This is a genomic window from Rhodophyticola sp. (assembly GCF_965284195.1).
Taxonomy (GTDB): domain Bacteria; phylum Pseudomonadota; class Alphaproteobacteria; order Rhodobacterales; family Rhodobacteraceae; genus Rhodophyticola.
In genome coordinates, this window is record NZ_CBDIRM010000001.1 from 1,600,782 (window position 1) to 1,615,542 (window position 14,761).

General features: G+C 64.8%; 14 protein-coding genes and 1 pseudogene. 10 read left to right on the plus strand and 5 right to left on the minus strand.

The features are described 5' to 3' along the window. Positions 1-6 precede the first annotated feature (6 nt). The gene (locus tag ACQ651_RS07980; protein WP_227286657.1) at positions 7-1,260 is read right to left on the minus strand and encodes a flavin-dependent oxidoreductase; all 1,254 of its coding nucleotides are present in this window, start codon (positions 1,258-1,260) and stop codon (positions 7-9) included. An 85-nt stretch (positions 1,261-1,345) separates the two neighbouring features. Continuing rightward, positions 1,346-2,398: a TRAP transporter substrate-binding protein gene (locus ACQ651_RS07985; RefSeq protein WP_227286658.1), complete on the minus strand. Its 1,053-nt coding sequence runs from the start codon at positions 2,396-2,398 to the stop codon at positions 1,346-1,348. A gap of 256 nt (positions 2,399-2,654) precedes the next feature. Here ACQ651_RS07985 and ACQ651_RS07990 point away from each other — a divergent pair, with 256 nt between their 5' ends. Both ACQ651_RS07990 and ACQ651_RS07995 read left to right on the plus strand, forming a co-directional pair. Further along, positions 2,655-3,233, plus strand: a complete 579-nt coding sequence (locus ACQ651_RS07990; RefSeq protein ID WP_227286660.1) for a YqaA family protein — start codon at positions 2,655-2,657, stop codon at positions 3,231-3,233. Beyond that, complete coding sequence (locus ACQ651_RS07995; protein ID WP_430448981.1) at positions 3,230-3,709, plus strand: disulfide bond formation protein B; 480 nt, start codon at positions 3,230-3,232, stop codon at positions 3,707-3,709. The genes ACQ651_RS07990 and ACQ651_RS07995 overlap by 4 nt, the downstream gene beginning before the upstream one ends. A 4-nt stretch (positions 3,710-3,713) precedes the next feature. Here the strand turns inward: ACQ651_RS07995 and ACQ651_RS08000 are convergent, their stop codons facing one another. Then, positions 3,714-4,148 carry an Lrp/AsnC family transcriptional regulator gene (locus ACQ651_RS08000; RefSeq protein WP_375552141.1) on the minus strand — a complete coding sequence of 145 codons (435 nt, stop codon included), beginning with the start codon at positions 4,146-4,148 and terminating at the stop codon, positions 3,714-3,716. A 117-nt stretch (positions 4,149-4,265) separates the two neighbouring features. On the opposite strand from ACQ651_RS08000, the gene rocF reads away from it, so the two are divergent. Both rocF and ACQ651_RS08010 read left to right on the plus strand, forming a co-directional pair. Beyond that, positions 4,266-5,198 (plus strand): arginase, encoded by a 933-nt coding sequence (gene rocF / locus ACQ651_RS08005; RefSeq protein ID WP_430448982.1) that lies wholly within the window; start codon positions 4,266-4,268, stop codon positions 5,196-5,198. Further along, positions 5,195-6,247 carry an ornithine cyclodeaminase gene (locus tag ACQ651_RS08010; protein ID WP_227286664.1) on the plus strand — a complete coding sequence of 351 codons (1,053 nt, stop codon included), beginning with the start codon at positions 5,195-5,197 and terminating at the stop codon, positions 6,245-6,247. The genes rocF and ACQ651_RS08010 overlap by 4 nt, the downstream gene beginning before the upstream one ends. Before the next feature lie 65 nt (positions 6,248-6,312). Here ACQ651_RS08010 and ACQ651_RS08015 read toward each other — a convergent pair whose 3' ends face one another. Then, on the minus strand, positions 6,313-6,582 hold the full coding sequence (locus ACQ651_RS08015; RefSeq protein ID WP_227286665.1) for an usg protein: 270 nt from the start codon (positions 6,580-6,582) through the stop codon (positions 6,313-6,315). Between the two features lie 195 nt (positions 6,583-6,777). Here ACQ651_RS08015 and gyrA point away from each other — a divergent pair. From gyrA to gluQRS, 5 genes and pseudogenes are all read left to right on the plus strand, one after another. Then, positions 6,778-9,532, plus strand: a pseudogene (gyrA, locus tag ACQ651_RS08020) (DNA gyrase subunit A). A gap of 530 nt (positions 9,533-10,062) precedes the next feature. Beyond that, a complete protein-coding gene (locus ACQ651_RS08025) occupies positions 10,063-10,680 on the plus strand; it encodes a DoxX family protein (RefSeq protein ID WP_227286667.1) in 618 nt (205 codons plus the stop codon). A gap of 132 nt (positions 10,681-10,812) precedes the next feature. Next, positions 10,813-12,186, plus strand: a complete 1,374-nt coding sequence (trmFO, locus tag ACQ651_RS08030; RefSeq protein WP_430448983.1) for a methylenetetrahydrofolate--tRNA-(uracil(54)-C(5))-methyltransferase (FADH(2)-oxidizing) TrmFO — start codon at positions 10,813-10,815, stop codon at positions 12,184-12,186. 22 nt (positions 12,187-12,208) lie between these two features. After that, positions 12,209-12,820 (plus strand): class I SAM-dependent DNA methyltransferase, encoded by a 612-nt coding sequence (locus tag ACQ651_RS08035; protein ID WP_430448984.1) that lies wholly within the window; start codon positions 12,209-12,211, stop codon positions 12,818-12,820. Continuing rightward, positions 12,817-13,707 (plus strand): tRNA glutamyl-Q(34) synthetase GluQRS, encoded by an 891-nt coding sequence (gluQRS, locus tag ACQ651_RS08040; RefSeq protein ID WP_430448985.1) that lies wholly within the window; start codon positions 12,817-12,819, stop codon positions 13,705-13,707. The genes ACQ651_RS08035 and gluQRS overlap by 4 nt, the downstream gene beginning before the upstream one ends. A 35-nt stretch (positions 13,708-13,742) precedes the next feature. Here gluQRS and hisI read toward each other — a convergent pair whose 3' ends face one another. Beyond that, on the minus strand, positions 13,743-14,099 hold the full coding sequence (gene hisI / locus ACQ651_RS08045) for a phosphoribosyl-AMP cyclohydrolase (RefSeq protein ID WP_227286672.1): 357 nt from the start codon (positions 14,097-14,099) through the stop codon (positions 13,743-13,745). Between the two features lie 68 nt (positions 14,100-14,167). On the opposite strand from hisI, the gene ACQ651_RS08050 reads away from it, so the two are divergent. Beyond that, complete coding sequence (locus tag ACQ651_RS08050) at positions 14,168-14,620, plus strand: iron-sulfur cluster assembly scaffold protein (protein ID WP_430448986.1); 453 nt, start codon at positions 14,168-14,170, stop codon at positions 14,618-14,620. Positions 14,621-14,761: the final 141 nt, after the last annotated feature.

Genomic DNA, 14,761 nt, shown 5'->3' on the forward strand with positions numbered 1-14,761 from the left:
CGGCCGTTACATCTCTATCAGCGACGGGCGCGCATTCAGCGTCTCCACGTCGAAGCCCGCCAGCGCCTTGTAGCCTTGCGCCACCCGGGCCAGTTCCTCGGCGCTCATCACATCCCCGATCGTCTCGAACCCGTCCGGCGCGCGCGCGGCCACCACATCCAGCACCTTGTCCGGCCCGTCTCCGCGATTGGCCAGAACGATCTTGTTCACATCCTCGCGCCGGGCCGCGTCATAGGCGGCCAGCGCCTCCGGCGTGCGGCCACGACGCATGACTTCGCGGGTCAGCACGCGGGCATCCAGTATCGCCTGGCTGGCCCCGTTCGAACCGATGGGATACATCGCATGGGCCGCGTCGCCAAGCAGCGTCACCCGCCCGAAGGACCATTGCGGCAGCGGGTCACGGTCCACCATCGGATATTCCCAGATCCCTTCGGCATTGGCGATGACCCAAGGGATATCCAGCCAGTCGAACGACCAGTCCGCGAAGTGCGGGGCAAAGTCGCCAAGCCGCCCCTCGCGGGTCCAGTCCTGCCGGTTCCAGTCCGTCCCCGGCGGCAATGCCAGATCGGCGACCCAGTTGATCCGCACCGTTCCGTCGCCATTGTCCTCGATCGGATAGCAGACGAATTTCCGGTCCGCCGTACCCGCCATCGCCATCGACCGCCCGCTCAGGAACGCAGGACCATCGGTGATGCCGCGCCACATCATCGTGCCACGCCAGACCGCGCCGCCCTCGTCGGGATACAACTTCGCCCGGGCGGTGGAGTTGATGCCGTCGCAGGCCACCAGTATCTCCCCATCCAGATCGTCCCGCCGCGCCCCGGTGGTCCGGTCGATCAGCCGGGCGCGGATGCCGTGGGGGTGCTCCTCCCAATCCGCAAGCGCTGTGCCGGTCTGCACGATGTCCATACCCGCGCGGGCCTGCAGGCTGCGCAGCAGCAGAAACTGCAGCTCCCCGCGATGGATCGAGTATTGCGGCCAGCGATACCCGGCCTCCGTGCCCCGCGGCTCCGACCAGATCGGATTGCCCTGGGCCGAGAAATAGGCCACCTCGCCGGTGCGCAGGCCGATCCGCTCAAGATCCGCCTCCAGCCCCAGTTCATAAAGCTCACGCACCGCATGGGGTTGCAGGTTGATGCCGACGCCCATCGGCTTCAGGGCACTCACCGCCTCCACGACGCGAAACGGAATGCCCTGCTGATGCAGCGACAGGGCCAGTGTCAGCCCGCCAATCCCCGCGCCTGCGATGATCACCGTCATGGCCCCGCGTTGCCCCCGCTATCCGTCATGTCAGGAAAAGGAAAAGGCCTCGGGCGGCGCACAATGCGCGCCCGAGGCCGGTGGATCAGTTGGCCGTATCGTGGCGGGCCACGGCTTCGCGCGCGAACGCGACCATCGCCGCCCCGTCGAGGCCAAGACCGTTCATCTCCTCGATCCAGGCCGCCGTCACCTCGTCGCCCACGGCGCGCAGTTCGGCCACCACGTCATCGCTCAGCGTCACGATGGTGTTGCCGCGCGCGGTGATGGCCTCCTCGGCGATCGTGTCGCCCCGGTCCATCGCCGCCCCCGCCGCAGCCGAGGTGTCGATCCCGGAATTGGCGTCGATGATCGCGCGCAGGTCATCCGGCAGGCTGGCATAGGTGTCGTTGTTCATGCCCCAGATGAAGAAGGTGTTGTAAAGCGCCCGGTCGCCGCCGATCTGGGTGTGGCTGTCGGCAAGTTCCTCCACCCGCAGGGCCGGCACCACCTCCCACGGGATCACGCCACCATCGACCACCCCGCGCGACAGGGCTTCGGGAAAGGCCGGAACCGGCATCCCCACGGGCGTGGCGCCCAGACGCTCCAGAAGTGCGTTCGCCTGACGGGAGGGGCCGCGCAATTGCAGCCCGTCGAAATCGGCAATCGCCTCGATCGGGGCGCCGGTCTTGTGGATCACCCCCGGCCCGTGCACATGCACCGCCATCACGTGGATATCGGCAAACCGGGTGTCCATCATGAACTCTTCGGTGAACTCCCACGCAGCACGGCTGCTGTCCTCGGCATTCATCGATGTCATGAAGGGCAGTTCCATCACCTCCGCTTCAGGGAAACGCCCGGGCGTGTAGGCGGGCAAGGCCCAGCCGCAGTCGATCACCCCGTCGCGGATCTGGTCGTAAAGCGCCGGCGGGGCACCGCCCAGCTGCATCGCGGGATAAAGCTCCACATCGATCCGGCCGCCCGACTGCTCTTCGATCGCCGCGGCCCACGGCTCCATGAAAAAGCGCGGCACCGATCCCATCGGCGGCAGAAAATGCTGGCAGCGCAGCGTGACTTCCGCCTGCGCCTGCGCCATGCCGGCCTGGCCCATCGCCCCGATGCCAAGGGCCACAAGCCCGATGGCCGCTGTTTTCAGCGTCATGTTCATTCTGATCCTCCCTAAATCCGGCATCATGCCAAATTCCCTTGTCTCGTCGCGAAGACTAAGCCCCAGCTTCCCCGCAGCGTCAAAGCTTTTCGCGGGCGATCGTTCCAAACGCAACGACCGGGGCCGTTCGCCTCCCCGGAAGTATTCTTAACCAGTCGGTCGGGTTTGTCATCAGCTTTTTTGCACCGGGCGTGTTGACCTGTCCGGGCCGATGCGGCATCGCGCCTGAACGGTTCCGGAAAGGACGGCAATGATCGGAAAGCTCTATTTCTGGACGATGCGAATGGCGGGGCACCCGCATGCGCTGCTGGTGTTGGCGGCCATTTCCTTCGCCGAAAGCTCCGTTTTTCCGATCCCGCCCGATATCCTGATGATCCCGATGATCCTGGCCGCGCCCCATCGCGCGTTCCTGATCGCGGGCGTCTGCCTCGTCGCGTCGGTTCTGGGCGGGTTGGCGGGCTACGGCATCGGCTATTTCTTCTACGAGCAGTTGGGCCAGCCGATCCTCGCATCCCTCGGCAAGGCCGATGCGATGGCCGAATTCAACACCCGCTTCAACGATCTGGGCTTCTGGCCGGTGCTGATCGCCGGGCTGACGCCCTTTCCCTACAAGGTCATCACCATCATGTCGGGCTGGACCGGGCTGCCGCTCGGCACCTTCATCGTCACCTCGATCATCGCGCGCGGCATGCGCTTCTTCATCGTCGCCGCATTGCTCCGGCGCTACGGCGCACCTATTCGTGATTTCATCGAGCGGCGCCTCGGCTTGATGTTCACTCTCTTCGTGATACTGCTCCTTGCAGGGTTTTACGTGGTGAGGTTCCTGTGACGCGGCGAAGTCTGATCCTTCTGTCCGGGCTCGGCTCGGCGGCGCTGCTGCTGGCGGCGTTCGGGTTTCAGCATATCGGCGGTCTGGCCCCCTGCGCGATGTGCCTCTGGCAACGCTGGCCCCATGCCGCGGCCATCGCCATTGCCGCTGTCGGGGCGGCCGTTCCCGCGGCGGCCATCGCCGTTTTGGGGGGGCTCAGCATGGTGGCCAATGCCGGGATCGCGCTCTTTCACACCGGCGTCGAACGCGACTGGTGGGAAGGACCGCAAAGCTGCACCGGCGCGGCGGGCCAGGATCTGGGCGCGATGTCGGCAAGCGATCTTCTGGCCACCGATACCGGACCCAGGATCGTTTTGTGCGACGAGGTCACATGGGAAATGCTCGGCCTCTCCATGGCCAGCTGGAACGGGCTGGCCAGCGTGGCGCTGGCGATGATCTGGTTTGCCGCCGCCATGCGCCGCCGCACCGCCGGATAGGCCCCTATCTGCGCCGCGCGCCGGTCTGCGTGGTCAGCAACAGGCTGGTTTCGCTGGTCTCCACCCCCTCCATGCGGCGGATGTCGAACAACACCCGGTCCAGCTCTTCCAGCGTTTCGGTGCCAAGCTCCACGATCAGATCCCATTTGCCGTTGGTCGAATGCACCGCCTGCACCGCGATCAGCCCCACAAGACGCCGCCGCACCCGCTCCGCCCCCGGCCCCGAAATCGCCAGCATCATCAACCCCCTCACCGCCGCCTGCGCCAGATCGGCCTTGGTCAGCACGGTGAAACCGGCAATGTCGCCGCGCGCCTGCATCTTGTCGATCCGCGTCCGCACCGTCGCGCGCGACACGCCAAGCAGCGCCGCCAGATCCGACAGGGAGGCGCGGCCATCCCGCTTCAACGCGGCCAGCAGATCCTGATCCATTGCATCCATTCGTCACCTATAACTGACATTTCGGCAGTATAGCCTTCAACTTGAGCAATCTGATCCCTGTTGTCCAATCCGATTCGACAGATACTCAGAGGCAAACGCGCAATGAACGGATCTCACATGCTCCTGCCTCCCTGCCTTTTGCTTGGCGCCCCCGTCGACAGCGGCAAACGCCGCGCGGGCTGCCTGATGGGCCCCGATGCCTATCGGACCGCCGGATTGGCCGCCGCACTCGGCTCGCTCGGGCGCGAAACCCGCGATCTGGGCAATCTGGCCCCCGCCCCGCGCCGCGCTGTGTCCGCCGCCAACCCCGCCCTTCACAGTCTCTCCGAGACCGTCGCCTGGACCGAGGCGCTGACCGACGCCGCGCGGGACGCCATGGCGGAGGGGTTTCCGATCTTTCTGGGCGGCGATCACAGCCTCTCGCTTGGCTCCGTCGCGGGCGTCGCGGCCCATGCGGCGACCCGAAACCGCCCCCAGTTCCTGCTCTGGCTCGATGCGCATGCGGATTTCCACACGCCCGAGACGACCACCTCTGGCAATCTGCACGGCACACCGGTTGCCTATGTGACGGGGCAGCGCGGCTTCGACGCCTTTCCGACGCCCCCTGCCCCTGTCGCGCAGGAGAATGTCTGCATCCTCGGGCTGCGCTCCGTCGACCCGCAGGAAAACGCGGCGCTCGGACAGTCCGATATCGCTGCCCATGACATGCGCGCGATCGACGAACACGGCATCGCCCCGCCGCTTCGCGCCTTTCTGTCCAGGGTCGCGGCGGCAAACGGCTTCCTGCATGTCTCTCTCGACGTGGATTTCCTTGACCCGTCCATCGCGCCCGCGGTCGGCACCACGGTTCCCGGCGGCGCGACCTTCCGGGAGGCGCATCTGGTCATGGAAATCCTTCACGATTCCGGGCTTGTCACCTCTCTCGACCTTGTCGAACTGAACCCGTTTCTGGACGAGCGCGGGCGCACCGCCTCGCTGATGGTCGATCTCACCGCCTCTCTCATGGGCCGTCGCGTCTTCGACCGCCCCACACGGAGCTTCGCCGCATGAGCCTGCCCCAACCCTCCGAGCGCGCCTTCGTCCCCTTCGTTTCCGTCGCGGCGATGATGACGCTGATCCATCAGGTCGGGCTCGACCGCATGCTGCGCGATCTTGCCGACTATATCGAGGATGATTTCCGGCGCTGGCCGCTCTTCGACAAGACGCCGCGCGTGGCCTCCCATTCCACAGATGGCGTGATCGAGCTGATGCCCACATCCGACGGGGCGCTCTACAGTTTCAAATATGTCAACGGCCACCCCAAGAACATGAAGGACGGCCTGCAAACCGTTACCGCATTTGGGCTTCTGGCCGATGTCGCCACGGGCTATCCGATGTTGCTGAGTGAAATGACATTGCTGACCGCGCTGCGCACGGCGGCGATGTCGGCCATGGCCGCGCGCCATCTGGCGCCACGGGACGCCACCACGATGGCGATGATCGGCAATGGCGCGCAATCGGAATTCCAGTGCCTCGCCTTCCGGGCGATCTGCGGCATCCACACGGTGCGTCTTTATGATGTGGACCCCGCCGCAACCGCCAAGGCGATGGCGAACCTCAGGGATCAGGGCCTCACCCTCATCCCCTGCAAAACCCCCGAAGAGGCGATGGAAGGCGCCCAGATCGTCACCACCTGCACGGCGGACAAGCAGTTCGCCACCATCCTGACCGACAACATGATCGGCAGCGGCATCCATATCAACGCGATCGGCGGGGATTGCCCCGGCAAGACCGAGCTGCATCGCGATATCCTGCTACGGTCCGAGATCTTCGTGGAGTTTCCGCCGCAGACCCGGATCGAAGGCGAAATCCAGCAACTGGACGACGATCATCCGGTGACCGAGCTTTGGCAGGTGATCGCGGGGACGGCCCCGGGCCGCACCGCGCCCGCCCAGATCACGCTGTTCGACAGTGTCGGCTTCGCGATCGAGGATTTCTCCGCCCTGCGCTATATCCGCGACCGGCTGGAGGAGACCGGGCTTTACCAGCAGCTCGACCTGCTGGCCGACCCCGACGATCCGCGGGATCTGTTCGGCATGCTCCAGCGCGCGCAGCCCTGACGCAGGGACCGCCGCGCCTGGCGGTGGGCCAGCCTGCACCGGGCGGCGCGGCAGCCCTTGCCCCGTCAATGCAGCGGGAACTCTCCCACCACGTTCCGCCATTCTCCCGGCGCGATCATCTTGCGATGGGTGAATCGCACCGAATGCAGCGGCCCGTCGATCTCGCCCTGCCAGAACTCGATGAATCTGAAAAGCCGCGGGTAATCCGGCGCCAGATCATAGTCCTGCCAGACGAACGTGTTGAGAACGCTTTGGAAATCCGGCATGCGATAGACCATTTCCGCCGTGGTCAGCCCATAGCCCTTCAACATCAACTCGGTCTCGGTTTCTGCCATCAGGCACCTCTCTTGTTGCCCTTGCCTGCCGCCAGCTTGCCATGACTTCGTAAACTTTCAAGAAAAACAGTTTGTTAGCAAAGCGCCTCCCCGGCTGACAAGCGGGCGGCGCATCCCCCATTGCACCCCATATGCAGTTGCAGTTATACTGAGCGGCAACAAAATATAGACGCAGCCAAAAGCGAGCATATCCGCGTGACTGACACGCCAGAACCCCCTGAAAACATGGACGAAACCGCGCCGGAACGCCCGGAGTATTCCGGCCCGTCCATCGATATATCCGAAGAAATGAAAACCTCCTTCATCGATTATGCGATGTCGGTGATCATTTCAGCCGTGCGATTCCCGACCTGCGGGACGGTCTGAAACCGGTTCACCGCCGCATCCTCTATGCGATGCACGAAACCGGCAACACGCATGAAAAATCCTATCGCAAATCCGCCCGTCCGGTGGGCGATGTCATGGGGAAATACCACCCCCATGGCGACAGCGCGATCTATGACGCGCTGGTGCGGATGGCGCAGGATTTCTCCATGTCGCTCCCGCTCCTGGACGGTCAGGGCAATTTCGGCTCCATGGACGGCGATAACCCCGCCGCGATGCGCTACACCGAAGTGCGCATGGACAAGCCGGCCGCGTTCCTGCTGAGCGATATCGACAAGGATACGGTCGATTTTCAAGACAATTACGACGGCAAGGATCAGCGAGCCCACGGTCCTGCCCGCCCGCTTCCCCAACATGCTGGTCAACGGCGCGGGCGGCATCGCGGTGGGCATGGCCACCAATATCCCGCCCCACAATCTGGGCGAGGTGATCGACGCCATGTCAGGCACTGATCGAACGCCCGGATCTGAGCTCCGAAGAGCTGATCGAATATGTCCCGGCCCCAGATTTCCCCACCGGCGGCATCATTCTGGGCCGTTCCGGCGCGCGAAAGGCCTATCTCGAAGGCCGCGGCAGCGTCATCATCCGCGCGAAAGCCCGGATCGAGGAGATCAGGAAAGACCGCTATGCAATTGTTCTCGATGAGATTCCCTATCAGGTGAACAAGGCGTCGATGATCGAGAAGATCGCCGATCTGGTGCGCGAAAAGAAGATCGAGGGCATCAGCGCGGTTCAGGATGAATCCGACCGTATCGGCGTCCGCGTGGTGATCGAGCTGAAACGCGACGCCACGCCCGAGGTCGTGCTGAACCAGTTGTTCCGCTTCACCCAGATGCAAACGCATTTCGGATGCAACATGCTGGCGCTCAATGGCGGGCGGCCCGAACAGCTGACGCTGCGCGGCTTCCTCACCGCGTTTCTGGATTTCCGCGAAGAGGTCGTCGCCCGGCGCACCGCGTTCGAGCTGCGAAAGGCGCGCGAGCGGTCCCATGTGCTGTGCGGCCTTGCCGTCGCTGTCAGCAATGTGGACGAAGTCGTTGCCACCATTCGAAAATCCGCCGATGCGGCCGAGGCGCGGGAAGCCCTGATGACGCGCCGCTGGCCCGCCGGAGAGATCGCCGACTACATCCGCCTGATCGACGATCCGACCCACAAGATGAATGACGACGGCACCTATAACCTGTCCGAGACGCAGGCCCGCGCGATCCTCGATCTGCGCCTGCAGCGCCTGACCCAGATCGGCGTCAAGGAAGTGACCGACGAGCTTCAGGAGCTGGCCGGCAAGATCAAGGATTACCTGGCCATCCTCGCCTCGCGGGAGCGGATCATGGCCATCATCGCGGCGGAACTGGCCGAGGTGAAGGAACAATTCGCCGTCCCGCGCCGGACCGAAATCGTCGACTGGTCCGGCGACATGGACGACGAGGACCTGATCGAACGCGAGGACATGGTCGTGACCATCACCGCGGGCGGCTATATCAAACGGACGCCGCTTGCCGATTTCCGCGCGCAGAAACGGGGTGGCAAGGGCCTCTCGGGCGGCGCGCTGAAAGAGGACGACGTGGTGACGTCCCTGTTCGTGGCCAATACCCATACGCCGCTTCTGTTCTTCACCTCCGACGGTATGGTCTACAAGCTGAAGACATGGCGCCTGCCGCAGGGCTCGCGCGCGTCCCGCGGCAAGGCGGTGGTCAATATCCTGCCGATCCCCACGGGCGTGGGCATTGCCGCGGTGATGCCCGTCGACCGGGATGAAGATCACTGGGACGAGTTGCAGATTGTCTTCGCGACAACCGCCGGCGATGTCCGTCGCAATCAGCTCAGCGATTTCACCAATGTGAAATCCAACGGCAAGATCGCGATGAAACTGCCCGAGGACGGATCCGTCCAGCTGGTCAATGCCCGGATCTGCACCGAAGACGACGATGTGATGCTGGTCACCAATGCCGGGCGCGCGATCCGGTTCCGCACCACCGATGTGCGTGTGTTCAAGGGGCGCGATTCAACCGGTGTGCGCGGCATTCGCCTGCCCGAGGGCGACCGGGTCGTCTCCATGGCCGTGATACGCCATTTCGAGGCAAGCGCCGACGAACGCGCCGCCTATCTCAAGATGCGCCGGGCCGTGGCCGGGCTGACCGACGAGCAGGACCCCTCCGACGAGGAGGAGGAAGCGACGGGCAATCTGGCGCTGGCGCAGGATCGCTATGCAGAGATGTCCGCGGCGGAGGATCTGATCCTGACGATCACCACGGGCGGGCTGGGCAAGCTCTCCTCCTCTCACGACTATCCCGTGCGCGGGCGCGGCGGCCAGGGCGTGGCCGCCATCGACAAGGCGATGCGCGGCGGCCCGCTTGTGGCAAGCTTCCCCGTGGAGATGGACGACCAGATCATGCTGGCCACCTCCACCGGCCAGTCGATCCGCGTTCCGGTGGACGGCATCTCCTTCCGCTCCCGCAGCGCCGGTGGCGTCAAGGTGTTCAACACCGCGCCCGGCGAAGAGGTCGTGAGCGTCGCCTGGATCGCCGATCAGGGCGCGGAGGATGAGGCGGAGGGTGAGACGGAATAGGGCAGGATATGGGCAGGACTCCCCACCGCCCCATAACCCGAATCACTTGCCTCATCCGGCGCCGATTCCCGCCCCGAAACGGGCTTTCCCGGCGTTTTGGCCCGCTGGCACGGAAAACCGGCTTTCAACAACTGTTGCATATTTGCGAACAATAACCTGACCAAAAGGACAGGTTCCGGTCCGTTCGAACGCCCTATTGTCTGTCAGAACACTGCGTTTCCGAATTGGAACAGGCCAAAGCTTGACCCAAGCCCCCTGTTTCGGTCATGACCATGGGTGAGAGACCCAGAAAACATTGACCTTGCGGCCCCGTCCGGAGCAAGAGAACACAATTCTGGCCCATTTACCGACCATTTCCGCCGCGGAATGGCCGGTTTTTCGTCGTGGAAATACTTCAATTTCCGCACAATTTTCCCGCAAAGCCGCCACAGTTCGAAATCACCATCAACCCACTGGGACCGAAAGGTTGGGGGTGAGGACGGTGCAAAGTTCCCTCGGAGCACACGTCCACAGCAAAAGCGGGCATGACCATGAATACTCACACTGCAGACCGGATCACACTGAACAGTACCGCACAAAACCTGCTGCGGATTGTCATTGCGTCATATTTCCTTGCCGTCGGGTTGAACCTGATCCCCGGCACAAGTCTGACACCGCTCCTGGCACAGGTCGCGCCCGAACAACTGGCCGCACCCTTGGCCTCCCTTGTGGTCTTCAGCCTGGCCTTTCTCGTCATGATCGGGCTCTACATGCGCCCGGCCGCTCTCATTCTCGGCATGATGACCTTCCTGTCGAGCTATCTCACGATGCTGGAACTGGGCGTCGCGGATGAACTCGGTGCCTTCTGGCGCGATCTGGTTCTGGTCGCCGCGCTGATGCTGACCTATGCGGAAAATGCACCGCGCGACTACCGGATGCGCAAGATGATCCGTCACAAGGTCACGCCGCGCCGGGTTGTTCTGGCCGAAGGCCGCGCCAAGACCGAACGCCCCGCCCCCATCGCGCCGGCTGTCGAACCTGCCGCCCCCGCGCCGATGCCCGAAAGCGAAGTGATCCCCTTCGTCGCCCGGCACCACAGGGCCCGGGTCGCGGCGGCACAGGCGGAAAACATCTTCGCCGATCTTGAGGATACCGCCATCGCAAGCTGACCTCCCTTCCCGAAACCGCTTGCTGAGAAACGCCATCCCCAGTGTCCCGGGGGTGGCGTTTCCATGTCCGGGGGGGAGGCGCGCGCATCGCGGGGGTTTTCAACACGGCGCCGGGCCGCTACATCCCGGTCGATGACCCAGTCCTTGCATATCATCGGCGGCGGCATGGCCGGATCCGAAGCCGCCTGGCAGGCCGTTCAGCGCGGCGTGCCCGTCACCTTGCATGAAATGCGCCCCAAGACCGGCACCTTCGCCCATCGAACCGGCGATCTGGCCGAAATGGTCTGTTCCAACTCCTTCCGCTCCGATGACAGCGAGCAGAACGCCGTCGGCCTGCTGCATTGGGAAATGCGCGCCGCGGGCGGGCTGATCATGGAGATGGCGGACCGGCATCGCCTGCCCGCCGGTGGCGCGCTCGCCGTCGACCGGGAGCCGTTTGCCGCCGCCGTCACCGAGCGGCTGCGCGACCATCCCCTCGTCACCCTCTCGCAGGACGAGGTCGCAGCACTCCCCGCCTCCGGCCCGACCATCGTGGCCACCGGCCCGCTCACCTCCGGCGCGCTTGCCGGCGCCATCGCCGCGGAAACCGGGCAGGACAGCCTTGCCTTCTTCGACGCCATCGCGCCGATCCTCTATTTCGACTCGATCGACATGTCCAAGGCCTGGATGCAGTCCCGCTACGACAAGGGTGAGACGGAGGAGGAGCGCACCGCCTATCTCAACTGCCCGATGGATCGCGACCAGTACGAGGCTTTCATCGACGCGCTGCTGGCCGCCGACAAGACCGAGTTCAAGCCCGGCGAGGCGTCGTCCGCCCCCGACACCACTCCCTATTTCGACGGCTGCCTGCCGATCGAGGTGATGGCGGAACGGGGTCGGGAAACGCTGCGCTTCGGGCCCATGAAGCCCGTCGGCCTGACCAATCCGCACCAGCCGGACGTGAAGCCCTACGCGGTCGTGCAACTGCGCCGCGACAACAAGCTGGGCACGCTCTACAACATCGTGGGCTTCCAGACCAAGATGAAGTACGGCGCGCAAACCTCTGTTTTCAAAATGATCCCGGGGCTTGAGAATGCACGGTTCGCGCGGCTTGGCGGCATCCATCGCAACACATTCCTCAACTCCCCCACGCTTCTGGACGACCAGATGCGGCTGCGCAGCCGTCCGCATATCCGCTTTGCCGGCCAGATCACCGGGGTGGAGGGGTATGTGGAATCCGCCGCCATGGGCCTTCTGGCCGGGCGCCTCGCCGCGGCCGAGATCCTTGGCGAGCGGCTTCCCGCGATCCCCCAGGTGACTGCGATGGGGGCTCTGATCCATCACATCACCGGCGGGGCCGAGGCCAGGACCTTTCAGCCGATGAATGTGAGTTTCGGCCTTTTTCCCCCGGTCGAGGGGCTGAAAGGCGGGCGGCGCGGCCGCAAGGACCGCTACAAGGCCTATACCGACCGCGCCAAGGCTGCCTGGACCGACTGGCTGGCCGCGACACGACTGGACGCCGCCTGACCCGCGCTGCTAGCCTTGGCCCATGACCGGGAAATTTCTGAAAAAGACCTACGGGATCGAAGGCACCCCCGCCGTGCGCGCGCATTACAACGAATGGGCCGCAAGCTATGATGCCGAGGTGGCCGAAAACGGCTATGCCACGCCCGCGCGCTGCGCGGCGGCGCTCAAGGCCAGCGGCCTGCCCCCGGAGGCGCCGATCCTCGACATGGGCTGCGGCACCGGGCTGGGCGGGCTCGCGCTGCGGGCCGAAGGCTTCACCAAGCTCGACGGCACCGACCTCTCGCCCGGCATGCTGGCGCAGGCGCGCGCCCGCGGCATCTACCGCCATCTCTTCCCCGCGACCGAGGGTGCGCCCGACATTCCCGCCGGCACCTACCGGGCGGTGTCCGCGATAGGCGTCATCGGCTCGGGCGCGGCCCCGGCCAGCCTGCTCGATACCTGCCTCGGCCTGCTGGACCCGGGCGGCTATTTCGTCTTTTCGTTCAACGATCATACCCTTGCGATGCCGGAGTTCACCGATCATATCGCGCGCTGGAAAACCGCCGGAACCGTCCGTATCCTGGTGGAGGAACACGGGCCCCATCTCCCGGGTCTCGACATGAGTTCCACCGTCTATCTTCTTGAAAAAAATTGACCTTCCGTACACGCTTTGCCCCGTCACCTACGGGGCCCCTGCATCTTGGCCATGCCTATTCCGCGATCCTCGCCCATGACATGGCCCGTACGGCGGGCGGTGCGTTCGTGCTCAGGATCGAGGATATCGACCGCGACCGCGCCCGACCGAAATGGGAAGACCAGATCTATGAGGATCTGGCCTGGCTCGGTCTGGACTGGGAAAGGCCGGTCTGGCGGCAATCGGACCATACGGAACGCTACGCGGCCGCCCTTGACGATCTGTGGCGCGCGGGCCTGCTTTACCCCTGCACCTGCAACCGCCGTGACATTCTGGCCGCGGCCAGCGCGCCCCAGGAGGGGGCCGCGCCCCTGACCGGCCCCGATGGCATCCTCTACCCCGGCACCTGCCGCGACAAGCCGGGCCCGGGCCCGGGCCAGGACCCGCGCCCCGACGGCGTGGCGCTGCGGCTGAACATGGCGGCGGCGATCCGGCGGGTCCTGCACCAAGGTCGCGCTGCGCATCTGGCTTTCCAGGAAACCGGGCGCGGCCCCGATGGTCAGCACGGGCAAATCGGCTTTCCGTCCGAAGATCTGACGGTGCTGGCCGGCGATATCGTCCTCTCCCGCAAGGATTTCATCGGCTCCTATCACCTCGCGGTCGTGCTGGACGACGCCGCCCAGGCCATCACCCATGTGGTGCGCGGCGAAGACCTGTTCGACGCAACCGCGATCCATCTCCTGTTGCAACGGCTGCTGGATCTGCCGACGCCGGTCTATCATCACCACCGGCTGATCCGCGACGATCAGGGCAAGCGCCTGGCCAAACGCGACGACGCGCGCGCGATCCGAACCTATCGCGACGAGGGCGCCACGCCGCAGGATATCCGCGCGAAGATCAGGCTGTAATACATTACTCTTGCTGTAAAAATGATCTTCACGCCTCAATCCGGCGCCATCAGCTCCACCTCGTCGCCGTCCCGCACCGCGGTGTAGAAACACACCCGCCGGTTGGTATGGCAGGCCGGACCCTCCTGCCGCACCAGCACCAGCAGCGCGTCGCGGTCGCAATCCACCCGCATCTCCACCAGATGCTGCACATGCCCGCTGGTTTCGCCCTTTATCCAGAACGCCTGCCGCGACCGCGACCAATAGGTCACGCGCCCCGTCGCCAGTGTCCGGGCCACCGCGTCGGCATTCATCCAGGCCAGCATCAGAACCTCGCCGGTCTCCGCCTCCTGCGCGATCACGGGCAAAAGCCCGTCGGAATTGTAGCTCAGCGTGGCCGGGTCAAACCGCATCGTCGCACCTCTTTGCAAATCGGACGGGCGCCGCTACCTATAGGCAAGACAGGTACGAAAGCAACGCCATGACCGCCGAAACCGACCTCATCAAGCTCTATTCGCAACGCATTCTGGCGCTGGCCGCCGACATTCCCCATGCGGAGCGTCTGACCTCCCCGATGGCCACCGTCAAGAAACGCGCGCCGCTCTGCGGCTCGACGGTGACGGTGGATCTGGATGTGGAAGACGGTCGGATCACGCGCTTTGGTCAGGACGTGAAGGCCTGCGCCCTCGGGCAGGCCTCCGCCGCCCTGATGGCGCAGAACATTCTGGGCCGCAATCAGGTCGAGGTGCAGGCCGCGCGCGATGCCCTCAAAGCCATGCTGAAGGAAGACGGCCCGCCGCCCGGCCCGCCTTTTTCAGGCTATGAGGTGCTGGAACCCGCCCGCGATTACAAGAACCGCCACGCCTCGATCATGCTGTCGCTGGAAGCCACGCTTCAGGCCATGGCGGAGGCGCAACAGGCGAACTGCGCCTGAGCCTCCGCGCAGGAGCGTCACCGCACAACCCTTTCGTATATGACAAAAAAACCGCCGCACCCCGGGGCAACGGGGGCGGCGGAGGATGCGTGTCTCATGGTCAGGGCCGGGGATGTCGCTCCAGGGAAAAAGCACATCCGT

Excerpts from the sequence above, each read along its gene's own strand:
- ACQ651_RS08025 (WP_227286667.1), top strand. The coding sequence starts at position 10,063 with ATGAATACTCACACTGCAGACCGGATCACACTGAACAGTACCGCACAA.
- ACQ651_RS08015 (WP_227286665.1), bottom strand. The coding sequence starts at position 6,582 with ATGGCAGAAACCGAGACCGAGTTGATGTTGAAGGGCTATGGGCTGACC.
- ACQ651_RS08035 (WP_430448984.1), top strand. The coding sequence starts at position 12,209 with ATGACCGGGAAATTTCTGAAAAAGACCTACGGGATCGAAGGCACCCCC.
- ACQ651_RS08010 (WP_227286664.1), top strand. The coding sequence starts at position 5,195 with ATGAGCCTGCCCCAACCCTCCGAGCGCGCCTTCGTCCCCTTCGTTTCC.
- ACQ651_RS07985 (WP_227286658.1), bottom strand. The coding sequence starts at position 2,398 with ATGACGCTGAAAACAGCGGCCATCGGGCTTGTGGCCCTTGGCATCGGG.
- ACQ651_RS08050 (WP_430448986.1), top strand. The coding sequence starts at position 14,168 with ATGACCGCCGAAACCGACCTCATCAAGCTCTATTCGCAACGCATTCTG.
- trmFO (WP_430448983.1), top strand. The coding sequence starts at position 10,813 with ATGACCCAGTCCTTGCATATCATCGGCGGCGGCATGGCCGGATCCGAA.
- rocF (WP_430448982.1), top strand. The coding sequence starts at position 4,266 with ATGCTCCTGCCTCCCTGCCTTTTGCTTGGCGCCCCCGTCGACAGCGGC.
- hisI (WP_227286672.1), bottom strand. The coding sequence starts at position 14,099 with ATGCGGTTTGACCCGGCCACGCTGAGCTACAATTCCGACGGGCTTTTG.
- ACQ651_RS07980 (WP_227286657.1), bottom strand. The coding sequence starts at position 1,260 with ATGACGGTGATCATCGCAGGCGCGGGGATTGGCGGGCTGACACTGGCC.
- ACQ651_RS08000 (WP_375552141.1), bottom strand. The coding sequence starts at position 4,148 with ATGGATGCAATGGATCAGGATCTGCTGGCCGCGTTGAAGCGGGATGGC.
- ACQ651_RS07990 (WP_227286660.1), top strand. The coding sequence starts at position 2,655 with ATGATCGGAAAGCTCTATTTCTGGACGATGCGAATGGCGGGGCACCCG.